Raw genomic sequence first — 13,812 nt, forward strand, 5'->3', positions numbered from 1 at the left:
CGCCGCCATGAGCGGACCCAAGCCGTGGCGAGTGCACCGTGTCGAAACGATCCAGGAGTGTCGCGTCTTCTCGGTGACGCGGATGGACACGCGCTCGCCGCGCACCGGTGACGATCACCACTTCTTCGGCATCCAGAGCACCGACTGGGTGAATGTCCTGCCCATGACGCCCGAGGGCGAAGTCGTGCTGGTGCGCCAGTATCGTCACGGCTCGGGCACGATCACCCTCGAGACGCCCGGCGGCATGGTCGACCCGGGTGAGGCGCCCGCCGAGGCGGCTGCCCGGGAGCTCCTCGAGGAGACCGGCTACCAGCCCGACGCACTGATTCCGTTGGGTCACATCAACCCGAACCCGGCGCTCTTCGACAACCGGCTCCACGGATTCCTGGCGAAGGATGCGCGCCGCGTCGCCGAGGTGCGCAACGAAAGCACCGAAGAGACTCACGTAGAACTCCTGCCCTGGGAGGAGCTGCGGGCCCAGATCCGCGCGGGAAAGATCGACCACGCGTTGGTGGCGACCGTCGTCTACCTCTACGAGCTGTGGCGGAGTGAGGGCTAGGGCCTCGCGCCGCCCAGCCCCGACTCTGGCTCGACCTCCTCCGGTTCAACCCGGCTCGATACCCTCCGGCGCAATCCGACTGGGCGGCGGTAGCAGCCAGGGCAACAGCGCCAACAGCAAGAGCAGCCCGACGCCGCTGATCTGGTAGGGAAGGTCGGTGCCCGCCCAATCGAGCAGCGCGCCGGCGCCGAGATTCGAGAGCAGGCCACCGACGCTGACGCCGACCAGCGCCAGCAGGTTCTGACCGGTCGAGCGCAGCGCATCGGGGACGACGGCTTCCACGTAGAGCGGCGCGCCGATCACGATCCCCGCGACCGTCACACCGTGCAGCGCCTGCACCGGCGTCACCCACCACGACTCGGGTGCGAAGCCGCACACGAGCCAGCGCACCGCTGCCGCGCCGACGCCCACGGCCAACACGCCGCGCGCGCCGAGCCGTTCGAGGGTCACGCCCGAGTAGAGGATCAGCGGCACCTCGAGCACGAGCATCCACACCCACAGCGTGCTGACCGTGTCGAGGCTGCCGCCGTGGGCGCGCACGAAGAGCGGGAAGATCCCCATGGGTCCCTGCATGAAGAGATAGGCGAGAAAGCCGAACGCCAGCACGCGCAAGAAAGGCCAGTGGCGCAGCAGGGAGCGCCACTCGTGCTTCTCGGCGCGCACCGCGAGCGCCTCCTTGCGGGGCAGCGTCAGCGCCACGAGGCCCGCGATGACGACGGCGATCGCAGCCGCCGGAAACATGACGCGCAGCGCGGGCTCCGATGGACCGTCCGCGACGGGCGCGAGCCCACGGCTCGCTTCGATGGCATCCAAGAGATAGGGGAAACCGACGACGAGCAGGCCGAAGCCGATGGTCCCCGCCGTGCGACACAGACCGAAGGCGTGCTTGTGGAGATCCTGGGTGAGCGCGAAGGTCACCGACATCGCGGTAGGAATCAGCGGCGTCGAGAAGAACGCGAGCAGGGTCGTCAGCAGCAGAACACCCGCGAAGCCCTCGCCGAAGGCCAGGGCGGTGTGACCCAACCCCGTCCCGATCGCGAGCAGGGCCAGCATGCCCACGCGGTTCCCCGAGCGGTCGGCCAGCATGCCGAAGAAGGGTTGGGCCGCGATCGCGACCAGCGGCGGGGCCGCGAGCACCATGCCCACCTGCCAACCCGAGAGGGCGAGGTTCTCGCGCAGGTAGAGGCTGAAGAACGGAAAGAAGAGTCCCAGGCTGCCCAGCGCGAAGAACCAGAACACGGACATCCCGACGGTGCCCGTGCGCGACGCGGCGTCGCGGCTCATTCGTCGGTGGCGTCCACTCGATCGAGCAGTAGCGAGACCAGACGGGGGTCGAAACCGAAGGGTTCGGCCAGGCGGATCGCCACGTTCGGGTGCGCCCGGCGCGCGGCGTCGGCCAGCTCGGGCATGTCGCGCTGGGTGTGGCGACCCGGTCCGAGGAAATAGGGGAACACGACCACCTCGGAGGCGCCGGCTTCCACGCAGCGGGCCACGCCGGCGAGGACGTCAGGCTGGGCGATCTCCATGTGCGCCGCCTCGACGATCACGCCCGGGCGCGCGTCGCGGACCGCCTCGGCGACCCGCTCGAGCGCGCGGTTCGCCTCTTCTCGTCGGCTGCCGTGATCGACCAGCAGGATCGCCTTCACCCGAGCGTCCTCGCTTCGCGGTCGGGCCCTGCCGCCGGGCCGAGTTCGGCCCGTCGGGCGACAACCCGTCGTCTGGTGCCTACCAATAGGGCGCCGAGATCCGCAGATCGCCCGCGACGCGCAGACGACAGGCGAGCCGTAGGTTCGGGTCGATGCGGTTGCGTTCCCGCGTGCGCTCTTCGGCCGCATCGGCCTGCGGCAGCGATTCACCGCCCGCCAGGATCTCGACACCGCAGCGACCGCAGAGGCCTTCCTGTCCGCAGGCACGGGCGAGGGGCAGGCCCGCTTCGCGCACCGCTTCGGAGAGCCGTGTGCCCGACGGCACCCGGATCGCGCGGCCCAGCTTCGGGAAGGAAACCTCGAAATCCATCGCCGCAGCGTAGGGCGAGGGTGGGGGGCGTGCAAAACGCGCGCGGCCTTCGCTGCCACCGGGCCCGTCGGAACCCGTATACTCCGGCCCATGCCCACCGCCGGAATCCTCGTCATCGGCAACGAGATCCTCTCCGGGAAGGTCGTCGATACCAACTCACCGTATCTGTGCCGCGAGTTGCGGGCGCTGGGCGTCGACGTCGAACGCATCATCACGATCCCCGACGAGATCGACGTGATCGCGAAGTACGTGAAGGAGCTCTCCGACGCGTACGACTTCGTGTTCACCTCGGGCGGCATCGGCCCGACCCACGACGATCTCACCATCGAGGGAGTGGCCGCGGCCTTCGGTCGCAAGGTGGAGCACAGCGATTCGATCGCGGCACGCATCGAACGCGCGATGGGCGAGAAGCCGAACGCCAGTCAGCTCAAGATGGCGCAGATCCCGGCCGGCGCGAACCTGCTCGACTCGGGCGACTTGTGGTTCCCGCTGGTGGTCGTCGACAACGTCTACATCTTCCCGGGGATTCCCGAGCTTCTCCGCAAGAAGTTCGAGTCGGCGCGCAGTCGTTTCCGCGGTGTCCCCTTCGTGTTGAAGCGCGTGTACGTGCGCCAGATGGAGAGCGAGATCGCCGAGGATCTCCACGATCTGTTGAAGGAGTTTCCCGAACTCCATCTCGGCTCCTATCCGCGCATCCAGGAAGAGAGCTTCCGCGTCATGCTCACCCTCGAGTCCCGCGACGCCGGCTACGTGCAGCGCGCGCTCGACTCGCTGCTCGGACGGTTGCCCGAGAGCGCCATCCATCGGGTGGAGTGACGGACCCGGCTGCCAGCGAGATCGCGGCGCGTTGGGGCGCCTACCTCCATCCGGCCTGGATGGTGATCGCGCTGGGCGGATGCGTCGCTGCACTGCGCATCGGCCTCGGCTTGCGGCGGGCGTATCAGAAGCGCACGGCCCCGCCTCAGGGAGCGCGCGCGTTGCATCTGCGGATCGCGAAGCCCGCGGTGGTGGCGGTGCTGATCGGTGCGATCGGCGGTCCGCTGTCGGTATGGCTCTTCCGTGACTGGACGCCGATGAGCACCTTCCACGCCGTGCTCGGCGGTACGACCGCGGTGCTCTTCGGCGGCGCGGCGCTCCAGGGGCGCCGGCTCGAGCAGGGCGATCGCAGCGCACGAAACGCCCACGCCTGGCTCGGGGGGGGTGCCGTCGTACTGGGGCTCGCCGCGGCGATCGCCGGCTTCGTGCTCTTGCCCTAGCGGTCGGCGAGCTGGGCCCGCAGCAGGGGCGTCGCGGCCGCCGCGATCGCTTCTCCGGCCAGCGCATGCCCCTCGGCGTTCGGGTGCCAGGGATCGAACCACCCCTCGACCTCCTGGCGGACCGCTTCCTTCCCGTGCGCCGCGTAGATCGGCAGCAGGTCGACGACCGCGAGTCCGGCAGCCTCGGCTTGTGCGGCGAGCGACGCGTGAAGCTCCGCGAAGGACGAGTCCACGAGCTCGCGGTCGGCTTCGAGCACCGGGTGAATCACGAAAAGGGTGGGGGTGGCGTGCTGGGCAGCGAGTTCGCCGATTCGCGCGATCGACGCGGCGACCTCGTCGGCGTACGCGCAATGGATCAGCCGATGGAACTCGTCGTCGCAGCCGCGCGCCGCCCACCGCTCGCGCAACTTGAAGTGGAGTCGCTCGAGGGCGTGCCAGACGTGGACCCGGGGCCGCACGTAGAAGCGACCCAGGCGTCCGTTGGCGTTGTGGTGCACCGGGTCCGCCGGATCGTTGAGGACGTAGCTCCATACGACCAGATCGGGCGCGTAGCGGTACGCCTCGGTCTCCAACAGGAACAGCTCTTGCGAGGTCGAGTAGCCCGTGCGCGCCAGGTTGACGGCTTCCGCCGCGACGCCCGCGCGCGCCAGGGCATCGACGGTGGCCTGGTCGAAGCGCTCGGCCACCTCGACGCCCGAGCCGACGGCCACCGAGTCGCCGAGCACGACCAGGCGTTGCCGGCCTTCGGGCTTCTCCAGCGTTCGCTCGCGGTCCCGATAACCGGCGGCGTTGTGGCCGCAGCGGTTCGGCGCGTAGCGATAGATGAGGTCCGTGTCGGCCTCGGTGCAGAGCTCGCGCGTCGGGTCGCGCGCGAGGATGCGGTCCAGGCGCCGCGCATACTGCACCCGCAGCACCACTTCGGCGATGCTCGTCACCACCAGCAGAGAGATGAGGGCCAGCAGCGGGCCGCCGATCCAGGCGAGGTTGCGGCGGTCGGGCTGCGCCATGCGGGTCAGCCTACCCCCGCGCGGCGCGCCCTGCCCGCAGTGCACGCGGCTCTGCGCCCCCGGACTCCCCGATTTTCCGAGTCCCTGATTTCCGGACCCTTTCACTCCCTGCGGCGCACGGCGCGGCACAAGCTTCTGGGCGTCGGGTCTCCGCGCGCATAGACTGTGCGCAACCCGAGGTTCCCATGAAGACACTCGTCGACGTCGAGAAGGGCGAGATCCACAACATGGATCCCGAGTTCGCGCGTTGCCCCCATGCGGCCTACGCCCAGGTGCGCGAGCAGTGCCCCGTCGGTCGGTCGTCGTTCAACGGCGCGGTGATTCTGGCGCGTTACGAAGACGTGGCCTGGGCGCTACGCCAACCGGAGCTCTTCTCGTCGAAGATGGACTTCAAGGTGCTGCTCGGAAACGAGCGCCCCATGATTCCGCAGCAGGTCGATCCACCCGAGCAGACCCGCTACCGCCGGCTGCTCGACCCTCACTTCTCCCGCAAGAAGATGGAGAAGCTCGCCCCGCAGATCCGTGATCACGCCAATCAATTGATCGACGGCTTCATCGACGACGGTGGCTGCGAGTTCGACGCAGCCTTCGCCATCCCGCTGCCGTGCACCGCGTTCCTCGCGCTCTTTGGTCTGCCCGCGTCCGAGCTCCAGAGCTTCCTCGAGATGAAGGACGGCATCATCCGGCCCCAGAATCTCGTGCCCGAGGGCGGCGATACCTCCTTCGAGGCCATGACCGAAGCGCGTCGCGCGACGGGCCGCCGCATCTACGCCTACTTCCAGGACGAGATCGAGACGCGTCGCAGGCGTCCCGGAGACGGGCTCCTCGAGCAGCTGCTGGTCGCCGAGATCGAGGGCGAGAAGCTCGACGAGAACGAGATCCTCGACATCTGCTTCCTGCTGCTCCTGGCCGGGCTCGACACGGTCACCGCGACCCTCGGCTGCAACATCGCGTACCTGGCGGCAAACCCGGAAGAGCGCCGCCTCCTGGCCCAGGACACGCCGGTCGTGCCCGGCGCGGTCGAAGAGCTGCTGCGGTGGGAGACGCCGGTGACGAGCGTCCCCCGCATCGCCACCCAGGACGTCGCCGTCGGCGACGTCACGATCCGCGAGGGCGAGCTCGTGAGCCTGATGCTCGGCGCCGCGAACACCGACGGCGCGCACTTCAGCGAGGCGGACACCGTCGATTTCGGCCGCGAGCGGAACCTGCATCTGGCCTTTGGCGGCGGTCCCCACCGCTGCCTCGGATCCCACCTGGCGCGCATGGAGCTGCGCGTCGCGATGGAGGAATGGCATCGCCGCCTGCCCGACTACGAAGTCGCTCCCGGCAAAACGCCGCGCTACTCGCCGGGCATTCGCGAGGTGATGTACCTGCCACTCGTCTGGAACCGCTGAGCGCGGCGTGCAGGCCATGATGCGCGAAGCACGCTGACGATGGCCCCGCGCGTGCGCTTCGATGCGGCCAGATGCGTCGGGCACGGTCGCTGCTACGTGCTGGCGCCCGAGGTCTTCGGCGAAGACGAGGCGGGCCACTGCGTGGTGCTCGAGCCGGCGCCTTCCGGCGCGCTCGTCGACGCGGCGCGACTCGGTGCTTCGAACTGTCCCGAGGACGCCCTCGCCGTCGAAGACGGCGAGGGGTCGGATCCTGCCTAGGCGGCGCGGTAGACCACGCCCTCGGCGGCGAGCTCGAGCTCTTCGAGCGCGCGATCGAACTGGGCGGCGAACTCCCAGGCGTCGGGCACGAGGTCGGGATCGACGAGGATGCCGACATCGATGTGGTCGGTGTAGCTGACCACGGTGACGTTCAGGCCCTGGCCCACGGCCAGGATCGACATCGGCATCATCGACTCGACCCGCGCGCCGTCCAGGTAGAGCGGCGTGGGCGTGGCGCGCACGTTCGATACGACGAAGTTCCCCGGCAGCGGTGCGGAGTCTGCCGCCGAGTAGGCCGCGCGCACCACCAGCTGGGTGAAGGCGGGCGCCATGGACTCGCCGAGTGCCGCGGTCCAGTCGAAGTGGGTACCGTCGGCGACCTCTTCCTTCGCGGCGCGAGCGTTCTCGTGCACGTGGCAGAGTCGCGCGGCCGGATCGGAGACGTCGGTGGCGAGGGGCACGGCCATGCTCGTGATCTGGTTGCCCATGCTGTCGCCCTCGCGGGTCGAGACCGGGCACATCGCCACCAGCGAGGCCTCGGGCTGCTCACCGCGCTCGCGTAGCCAGCGGCTCATCGCCGAGCCGACCAGGGTGAGCACCACGTCGTTCACCGTGACGTCGAAGTGCTTCTTCAGGTCGCGGACGCGCTCGAAGTCGATGCGGGCGGTGGCGAAGCCGCGGCGTCGGCTGATCGGCTCGTTGAAGAAGAGCTTCGGTACTTCGGTCTGCTGGGCGGGGCTGCGTCGCGCGAGCGAACGCACGCCGCGTCCCAGGTGGTCGAAGAATCGACCGGGGCGGCTCGCCGCGTTGCGCAGCGAGCGCGACGCGATCTCCAGCGCGCTCGGCGTGGCCGGTGCGGTTTCGACGTAGGCGTCGGGGACGAAGGGCGTCTCCGACGGCTCGGGGGAGAGGTCGGCCAGCACGGCCATCAGCCCGGCACCGCCGGAGCCGTCCACCAGTGCGTGGTGGGTCTTCATGTACATGCCGATGCGCCCGTCGGCGAGGCCCTCGATGATCCAGATCTCCCAGAGCGGTCGCGTCGGGTCGAGGGGCTGGGCGTGGAGCCGCGCGGTGAGCGCGGCGAGCTGGCGATCGTTCCCCGGCGCGGGGACGGCTGTGCGCACGACGTGGTCGCGCGGGTCGTAGTCCCCGGCCTCGACCCAGTACGGGCGGTCGTGGTCGAAGAGGGTGCGGCGCAGCTTCCAACCGAAGCGCGGCACCAGCGAAAGGCGGCGTGCGACGTGCTCGCGCAGGCGCTCGAAGCCGAACCCGGGGCTGGTGGTCGGGTCGAGCACCATCACGGCGCCCACGTGGCCCGCGGAATTCGAGGTCTCCATCGACAGGAAGATGGCGTCGCCATCGCTGAGCTGATTCACGGTACGTGCCGGCATCGGTCGCGTCCTCTCGGGTGGTGGGTTGTCTTGAAGATAATACAAATTATCTTCAACGCAAGGCTCATTTCTGTCGATTGAAACAAAACTTATCCCTATATAGTACAAGCACTTGGAGGTTCCATCTGCGGATTCGAGAAGGGCGGACTGCCGGCCCCGGGTTCGCTGCGCCGCCTCGCGGCGGCTAGAATCCGCTCATACTGAGAACTCCAGTTACCCCGAGGCGAATCCCTCTTGCCCCGATCCACGAAGAAATCGAACCTCGTCGAAGCCCGCGCCCGCATGTACCGGGAGCTCGTCTTCGACTGCGCCGAGCGTGTCTTCGCCGAAGACGGCTTCGCCGCCAGCTCGATGCAGGACCTCGCCGCCGAGGCCGGGATCTCGCTGAAGACGCTCTACGCCGCCTTCCCCGGAAAGGACGACATCTACCGCGCGATCCTCGCCGAGCGCGGGGCCGGCCTCCTCGCCGAGGTCCGGGCGGCGGCGCAGCAGGAGGGCAACGCCCTCGAGCGTCTTCACGCCGGGATCCGCGGGATCGTGGGCTACCTGATCGAGCACGAGTCCTTCTTCCGGATCCTGCTCCAGGAAGGTCACGCCTGGGGTCTCGACCCCCAGAGCAAGGACGCGAAGGAAGCCTGGAGTGGCGGTCTCCTCTCGGTGCGCGAGCTGATCGAAGACGGGGTGCGCTCCGGCGAGTTCCTGCCCTGCGATCCCGACCTGCTCGCGCCCACCGTGAACGCGGTGCTCCAGGTACAGCTCGCCGGCTTGATCGCGCGCGGTGACGAGCCCGACGCCGATGCGATCGCGGCGGAGATCCTGCAGAGCATGGCGCGCCTGCTGTGTGGAGAGGACCGCGCCGTCACCGACGCGGCCTAGTCAGCGCGACTCCCGAGCGCCTTGCCCGTCGACATCGAACCAGACGTCGACGTCGATCTAGCCGTCGACGCGGACGGGCAGGGTCTTCAAGCCGCAGGCGAAGGCCGGCGCCGACATCGGCAGCGGCCCTTCGGTCGCGCGGCGCAACCCGGGCAGCCGCTCGAGGATCGCCTCGAACATGCAGCGCAGCTCCATGCGCGCGATGTTGGCACCCATGCAGAAGTGAGCACCGATCCCGAAGGCGATGTGCGGGTTCGGGTCGCGCGTGATGTCGAAGCGCTGGGGATCGTCGAAGACGCGCTCGTCGCGGTTGGCGGCGCTGTACATCAGGAGCACCTGCTCCCCCTTGCGGATCGTGCGGCCGTGGAGGCTCACGTCTTCGGTGGCGGTGCGGCGCATGTTCAGGAGCGGCGTCACCCAGCGCACCATCTCTTCGATGGCCGTGGGCAGGAGCTCGGGTTCGGCGCGCAGGCGCGCCAGCTGGTCGGGGTGCTCAAGGAGCGCGAGGGAGCCGCCGGCGATCACGTGCCGGGTCGTATCACTCCCGCCGTTCAAGAAGAGCAGGGACTCGGAGGCGAGCTCCATGTCGCTGCGCGCGGCCGGCCCTTCGGCGGCGGCGGCCGTCATCACGCTGAACCAGTCCTCCGCCGGGTGCTCGCGACGCTCGGCCACGACGCCCGCCGCCTCGCCGAAGTAGGCGCCGGCCACCTGGATCACCTCGTCGCTGAGGTAGCGGGGTCCACCTCCGGCTCCCATCGTGATCTCGGCGATCTCTGCGAAGCGCGGCCACTCCGCGTCGGGCAGGCCCAGCGCGTGGAGGATCACGCGCACCGGGAGCGGGATCGCGAGCGACTTCACCAGGTCGAACTCGGGCTGTCCCTCGATCTTCACGAACAGATCGTCGACGAACGCACGCACCTTCGGCTCGAGCTTGCGCACGGCGCGCGGCGTGATCTGTTTCGAGAAGAGCCGTCGATAGGCCAGGTGCTTCGGATCGTCGCTGTCGATCATCGAGCCGCTGCCCGGCGTGTTGGGTCGCGAGCCTTCCCCGCTCGAGAAGCGCCCCGGATCGCGCGACATCGACACGATGTCCGCGTGGCGGGAGATACCCCAGAGCTCGTTGGTGGCGTCCCAGTACACGGGCGCTTCGTTGCGGAGCCAGGTGTAGGTCTCCTGCGGATCGCCCTCGTAGAGATGGTGATCGAGGAGGTCGATGGCGCGCGCTTCGGTCGGGTGGTCGTCGGACATGCGCGGCGGAGCTTACAGAACGTCGACCGCCCGCTGGCGCAGCCAGTGATCGGCGAGCACCAGGCAAACCATCGCTTCCACCATCGGGACGGCGCGGGGCAGCACGCACGGGTCGTGGCGGCCCTGGGCCTCGAGGGTGGCGGCCGCACCCTCGCGGGTGACGGTCTGCTGGGCCTGGGAGATCGTGGCGGTGGGCTTGAAGGCCACGCGCAGCACGATGTCTTCGCCGTTGCTGATCCCGCCCTGGATGCCGCCCGAGCGGTTGCTCGCCGTGCGCGGCGCGCCGTCGGGTCCCGGGAGGAAGGCATCGTTGTGCTGAATCCCCGACATGCGCGTCCCCGCGAAGCCGCTGCCCACTTCGAAGCCCTTCGACGCCGGCAGCGACATCAGGCCGTGGGCCAGGTCGGCCTCGAGCTTGTCGAACACGGGCTCGCCGAGCCCGGCGGGAACGCGTCGCGCCACGCACTCGACGACGCCGCCGAGCGAGTCGCCGCGCTCGCGGGCCGCATCGATCAGGGTCGTCATCTCTTCGGCGGCGTCCGGGTCGGGGCAGCGCACCAGGTTGGATTCGATGGCCTCGAGGGTCACGGCCGCTACGTCGTGCTTGCTCTCGACGTCCTGAACCCGACTCACCCAGGCCAGCACTTCGATGTCCGCCACCTGCGCGAGCAGCTTGCGCGCGATCGCGCCGGCCGCGACGCGACCGATCGTCTCGCGAGCGCTCGCACGGCCGCCGCCCTGCCAGTTGCGCACGCCGTACTTCGCTTCGGTGGTGTAGTCGGCGTGGGACGGCCGGTAGACGTCCTTCATGTGCTCGTAGGCGCTCGGGCGGGCGTCCTTGTTGCGCACCAGCAGGCCAATCGGCGTGCCCAGGGTCTGGCCTTCGAAGACGCCGGAGAGGATCTCGACCTGGTCGGCTTCCTGCCGCGGCGTGGTGAGTCGGCTCTGGCCGGGCTTGCGGCGGTCGAGGTCGCGCTGGATCTCGGCCACCTCCAGGGCCAGCCGCGGCGGGCAGCCGTCGACCACGACGCCGACGCCCCCTCCGTGGCTCTCGCCGAAGGTGCTGATCTGGAAGTGTTGGCCGAAGCGGCTCGCCATGCGGCCAGAATACGGCTTCCCACCCAGTGGCGCCGGCAGGCGGGCTGCCGGAGGGCCTCACGCCGGGTTGGGGGCAAGCGAGGCGCCAGCGGGTGCGGGGTCAGCGCAGGCGCGCCGGTCGCCGCAAGAGCACGAGGGTGCTGCCACCCCCGTCGCGCTCGACCGGCGAGCGCGCGAAGGCCTGCACGATGCCCGCGAGCTCGCGTTGGCTGAGCCAATCGGGGAGTGCGCTGCGCAGGACCGCGCGTCCGCTGTGACGGCCGCGTCCGTGGACCACCCGTACGCAGCGCTTCCCCGCGTGATGGGCGTCGAGCAGGTAGGACGCGACCTGCTCCTCGGCGGCCCGCGCGTCGAGACCGTGGAGGTCGAGCTCGCCGTCGGGCTCGGGCTGGCCCCGGCGCAGCTGGCGCAGCACCTTCGCCGGCACGTCCTCGGCCCGGCCGCGCCCCTCGTCTTCGCGAACGAATCGGCGCGGGGGCAGGCGCAGCGGCGCCGACGCTTCCGCCGACCCCGGGGCCCCGGGCTCCGCTGCGTCTTCCGCGGTGTCGGCCGCCCGCTCGGACCGCTCCTCCTGGCGACGCAGCTCGGCCTCGAAGCCGCCGGGCTTCGGCGGATCGCCGCCCGGGGTCACGGCGCACCCGCGAGCAGTTCCAACGCCTTGCGGGTCGGACCTCCCAGGGCCAGACCCTCGAAGCCCGTCGATGACACCCAGCGGTGTGCATCCCAGCCGACCCGACGGATGCGTCCCGGCGGCGCGGTCGCGCGGAAGACGTGGAGTGTGAGCCGGCGATGGGTGAAGAGGTGCTCGACCGAACCGACCGCGGCGACGTCGCGGGCCTCGATGCCGAGCCGGGCCTCGAGTTGGCGGGCCAGTCCTGCCACCGGGTCCTCCTTCGCATCGAGGTCGCCCCCGGGCAGCTCCCATAGCCCGCCGAGCAGCCCTTCCTTCGGGCGCTGCACCGCGAGCACCTTGCCGTCGCGCTCGAGCCAGACGCCCGCCGCGGCCACGCGCTTCGCGGCGCGCGCGCGCTTCTTCACCGGGAGCGCCTCTTCGCGACCCTCGGCGTGGGCGCGGCAGTGCTTCGTCCACGGGCAGGCCAGGCAGCGCGGCGCGCGCGGCGTGCACAGCGTGGCGCCGAGCTCCATCAGCGCCTGGTTGAGCGCGCCGGGTTCCTCGCCTTCGACGAGGGCGGCCGCTTCGTCCCAGAGCCGACGCTGGACCGGCACGCTCTTCACCTCGCCGTCGATCCCGTAGAGCCGCGTCAGCACGCGCTCGACGTTGCCGTCGACGAGCGGAGCGGGCTTGTCGAAGGCGATCGAGGCGACCGCGCCCGCTGTGTAGCGCCCGACCCCGGGCAGCGCGAGCAGGTCGTCCACGTCGTCGGGAACGTTGCCCCCGTGGCGCTCGACGATCTCTTGCGCGGCGCGGTGGAGGTTGCGGGCGCGCGAGTAGTAGCCGAGCCCGGCCCACAGGCCGAGCACGTCGTCGACGTCGGCCGTCGCCAGAGCGGTCGGGTCGGGGACGCGCGCGAGGAAACGTTCCCAATAGGGGATCACCGTCTCGACCCGGGTCTGCTGGAGCATCGCCTCGGAGATCCAGATGGCGTAGGCGTCGTCCGTGCGACGCCAGGGAAGGTCCCGCCGGTTCGCGTGATACCACGCGAGGATCGCGCGCCGCAGAGTCGCGGGCTTCGCAGGCTTCGTGGGGGAGGTGTCGCTCACAGCACCACCGGCAGGGTGCGTTCGACCGCGATGCCGCGCGCCGTCACGCGAGCGCCGAGCGCGTAGAGCTCGACGCCATCGGCGGCGGCCTGGCGCAGTGCTTCGCCGTAGGCCGGATCGATGTCATCGGCGGGGGCGACCGTGTCGCAGTCGGCGCGCTGCACCAGGAACACCAGCGCCGCCCGTGCGCCGTTGGCGTGGAGCTTGCCCAACACTTCGAGGTGTCTCTTGCCTCGCTCGGTCACGCTGTCGGGGAAGCGGCCGACCGAACCCTCTGCGAGGGTCACGCTCTTCACTTCGACGTAGGCGGGGCGCGGGTCGCTCGGGTGGTCGCCGAGCCCGAAGTCGAGTCGGCTGCGGGTACCGTCGTGGACCCCGGCGGGCGGCGTCACCTCGCGCGCGATCTCCCGGTAGCCCGACAGCTCCTGCGGGAGCCCGCCCCGCAGTGCGGCCTCCACCACCGGGTTCGCGAGACCAGGGTGGAGCCCCACCCAGACGCGGCCCACTCGCATCATCTCGAGGGTGTGGCGCAGCTTGCGGCGCGGATCGTCGTGCACCGAGCAACGCACCGCCGCGCCCGGACGGTGGAAGCCCTTCATCGAGCCCGGGTTCGGGCAGTGGACCGTGAGCGTCTCGCCGTCCTCGGTCTCGACGTCGGCGAAGAAGCGCTTGTAGCGACGCAGGAAACGCGCGCGCAGGGGCGCGTCGACGGCGAGGCTCAGCTTCCGGGCAGGGGCAGGTTCGGGGCGACGTGCGAGGCGATCCATTTCGGGTCCCACCATTCCAGCGGGTCGACGTAGGTATCGCCAACCAGGATCGCGAAGTGCAGGTGGTCGCCCCCGGCCAGCCCGGTGGCGCCGGAGAGCCCGAGGCGTTCGTCGACGTCGACGGAGTCGCCCGCCCGGCCGGCCCGGGGCGACCGGTGTGCGTAGGGCGGGACGAGCCCGCGGCCGGGGTGGATTGTAACCCACGTTGCGGAGATGACCC

At 70.2% G+C, this 13,812-nt stretch carries 17 protein-coding genes; 6 read left to right on the forward strand and 11 right to left on the reverse strand.

Features of this window, described 5'->3' with window-relative positions:
• Positions 1-7: 7 nt before the first annotated feature.
• Positions 8-559 (forward strand): NUDIX hydrolase, encoded by a 552-nt coding sequence (locus tag AAF430_18600; GenBank protein MEM7412245.1) that lies wholly within the window; start codon positions 8-10, stop codon positions 557-559.
• A 45-nt stretch (positions 560-604) separates the two neighbouring features.
• Here AAF430_18600 and AAF430_18605 read toward each other — a convergent pair whose 3' ends face one another.
• The 3 genes from AAF430_18605 to AAF430_18615 all read right to left on the reverse strand — a co-directional run bounded on the left by AAF430_18605 (position 605) and on the right by AAF430_18615 (position 2,575).
• Positions 605-1,843 (reverse strand): MFS transporter, encoded by a 1,239-nt coding sequence (locus tag AAF430_18605; GenBank protein MEM7412246.1) that lies wholly within the window; start codon positions 1,841-1,843, stop codon positions 605-607.
• Entirely contained in the window at positions 1,840-2,205 is a 366-nt protein-coding gene (locus tag AAF430_18610) for a CbiX/SirB N-terminal domain-containing protein (protein MEM7412247.1), read from the reverse strand. The genes AAF430_18605 and AAF430_18610 overlap by 4 nt, the downstream gene beginning before the upstream one ends.
• Before the next feature lie 79 nt (positions 2,206-2,284).
• Complete coding sequence (locus AAF430_18615; GenBank protein ID MEM7412248.1) at positions 2,285-2,575, reverse strand: 2Fe-2S iron-sulfur cluster-binding protein; 291 nt, start codon at positions 2,573-2,575, stop codon at positions 2,285-2,287.
• A 90-nt stretch (positions 2,576-2,665) separates the two neighbouring features.
• On the opposite strand from AAF430_18615, the gene AAF430_18620 reads away from it, so the two are divergent.
• Entirely contained in the window at positions 2,666-3,391 is a 726-nt protein-coding gene (locus AAF430_18620; GenBank protein ID MEM7412249.1) for a molybdopterin-binding protein, read from the forward strand.
• Entirely contained in the window at positions 3,388-3,831 is a 444-nt protein-coding gene (locus tag AAF430_18625; protein ID MEM7412250.1) for a DUF4079 family protein, read from the forward strand. The genes AAF430_18620 and AAF430_18625 overlap by 4 nt, the downstream gene beginning before the upstream one ends.
• Here the strand turns inward: AAF430_18625 and AAF430_18630 are convergent.
• On the reverse strand, positions 3,828-4,838 hold the full coding sequence (locus tag AAF430_18630; protein ID MEM7412251.1) for an SGNH/GDSL hydrolase family protein: 1,011 nt from the start codon (positions 4,836-4,838) through the stop codon (positions 3,828-3,830). The genes AAF430_18625 and AAF430_18630 overlap by 4 nt on opposite strands.
• A gap of 185 nt (positions 4,839-5,023) precedes the next feature.
• On the opposite strand from AAF430_18630, the gene AAF430_18635 reads away from it, so the two are divergent.
• Positions 5,024-6,232, forward strand: a complete 1,209-nt coding sequence (locus AAF430_18635) for a cytochrome P450 (protein MEM7412252.1) — start codon at positions 5,024-5,026, stop codon at positions 6,230-6,232.
• A 39-nt stretch (positions 6,233-6,271) separates the two neighbouring features.
• The gene (locus tag AAF430_18640) at positions 6,272-6,490 is read left to right on the forward strand and encodes a ferredoxin (GenBank protein MEM7412253.1); all 219 of its coding nucleotides are present in this window, start codon (positions 6,272-6,274) and stop codon (positions 6,488-6,490) included.
• Here AAF430_18640 and AAF430_18645 read toward each other — a convergent pair.
• Positions 6,487-7,881, reverse strand: a complete 1,395-nt coding sequence (locus tag AAF430_18645; GenBank protein MEM7412254.1) for a wax ester/triacylglycerol synthase family O-acyltransferase — start codon at positions 7,879-7,881, stop codon at positions 6,487-6,489. The genes AAF430_18640 and AAF430_18645 overlap by 4 nt on opposite strands.
• Before the next feature lie 234 nt (positions 7,882-8,115).
• Here AAF430_18645 and AAF430_18650 point away from each other — a divergent pair, with 234 nt between their 5' ends.
• The gene (locus AAF430_18650; GenBank protein MEM7412255.1) at positions 8,116-8,757 is read left to right on the forward strand and encodes a TetR/AcrR family transcriptional regulator; all 642 of its coding nucleotides are present in this window, start codon (positions 8,116-8,118) and stop codon (positions 8,755-8,757) included.
• A gap of 57 nt (positions 8,758-8,814) precedes the next feature.
• Here the strand turns inward: AAF430_18650 and AAF430_18655 are convergent, their stop codons facing one another.
• The 6 genes from AAF430_18655 to AAF430_18680 all read right to left on the reverse strand — a co-directional run.
• A complete protein-coding gene (locus tag AAF430_18655) occupies positions 8,815-10,005 on the reverse strand; it encodes a cytochrome P450 (protein ID MEM7412256.1) in 1,191 nt (396 codons plus the stop codon).
• A gap of 12 nt (positions 10,006-10,017) precedes the next feature.
• Positions 10,018-11,103: a chorismate synthase gene (gene aroC / locus AAF430_18660; protein ID MEM7412257.1), complete on the reverse strand. Its 1,086-nt coding sequence runs from the start codon at positions 11,101-11,103 to the stop codon at positions 10,018-10,020.
• Positions 11,104-11,203: 100 nt separating this feature from the next.
• Positions 11,204-11,734, reverse strand: a complete 531-nt coding sequence (locus AAF430_18665; protein MEM7412258.1) for a Smr/MutS family protein — start codon at positions 11,732-11,734, stop codon at positions 11,204-11,206.
• Positions 11,731-12,825 (reverse strand): A/G-specific adenine glycosylase, encoded by a 1,095-nt coding sequence (gene mutY / locus AAF430_18670; protein MEM7412259.1) that lies wholly within the window; start codon positions 12,823-12,825, stop codon positions 11,731-11,733. The genes AAF430_18665 and mutY overlap by 4 nt, the downstream gene beginning before the upstream one ends.
• Positions 12,822-13,592, reverse strand: a complete 771-nt coding sequence (sfsA, locus tag AAF430_18675) for a DNA/RNA nuclease SfsA (GenBank protein ID MEM7412260.1) — start codon at positions 13,590-13,592, stop codon at positions 12,822-12,824. Before sfsA ends, mutY begins: the two co-directional genes overlap by 4 nt.
• Positions 13,544-13,812: M23 family metallopeptidase (locus tag AAF430_18680; GenBank protein ID MEM7412261.1), on the reverse strand; the 269-nt coding region annotated here is incomplete at its 5' end. The genes AAF430_18680 and sfsA, both read right to left, overlap by 49 nt.

The sequence above is a fragment of the Myxococcota bacterium genome, assembly GCA_039030075.1.
Lineage (GTDB): Bacteria > Myxococcota_A > UBA9160 > UBA9160 > SMWR01 > JAHEJV01.

Coding starts and splice junctions, on each gene's coding strand:
- AAF430_18630 (MEM7412251.1), bottom strand. CDS start 4,838: ATGGCGCAGCCCGACCGCCGCAACCTCGCCTGGATCGGCGGCCCGCTG.
- aroC (MEM7412257.1), bottom strand. CDS start 11,103: ATGGCGAGCCGCTTCGGCCAACACTTCCAGATCAGCACCTTCGGCGAG.
- AAF430_18635 (MEM7412252.1), top strand. CDS start 5,024: ATGAAGACACTCGTCGACGTCGAGAAGGGCGAGATCCACAACATGGAT.
- AAF430_18655 (MEM7412256.1), bottom strand. CDS start 10,005: ATGTCCGACGACCACCCGACCGAAGCGCGCGCCATCGACCTCCTCGAT.
- AAF430_18620 (MEM7412249.1), top strand. CDS start 2,666: ATGCCCACCGCCGGAATCCTCGTCATCGGCAACGAGATCCTCTCCGGG.
- sfsA (MEM7412260.1), bottom strand. CDS start 13,592: ATGGATCGCCTCGCACGTCGCCCCGAACCTGCCCCTGCCCGGAAGCTG.
- AAF430_18645 (MEM7412254.1), bottom strand. CDS start 7,881: ATGCCGGCACGTACCGTGAATCAGCTCAGCGATGGCGACGCCATCTTC.
- AAF430_18600 (MEM7412245.1), top strand. CDS start 8: ATGAGCGGACCCAAGCCGTGGCGAGTGCACCGTGTCGAAACGATCCAG.
- AAF430_18605 (MEM7412246.1), bottom strand. CDS start 1,843: ATGAGCCGCGACGCCGCGTCGCGCACGGGCACCGTCGGGATGTCCGTG.
- AAF430_18615 (MEM7412248.1), bottom strand. CDS start 2,575: ATGGATTTCGAGGTTTCCTTCCCGAAGCTGGGCCGCGCGATCCGGGTG.
- AAF430_18640 (MEM7412253.1), top strand. CDS start 6,272: ATGGCCCCGCGCGTGCGCTTCGATGCGGCCAGATGCGTCGGGCACGGT.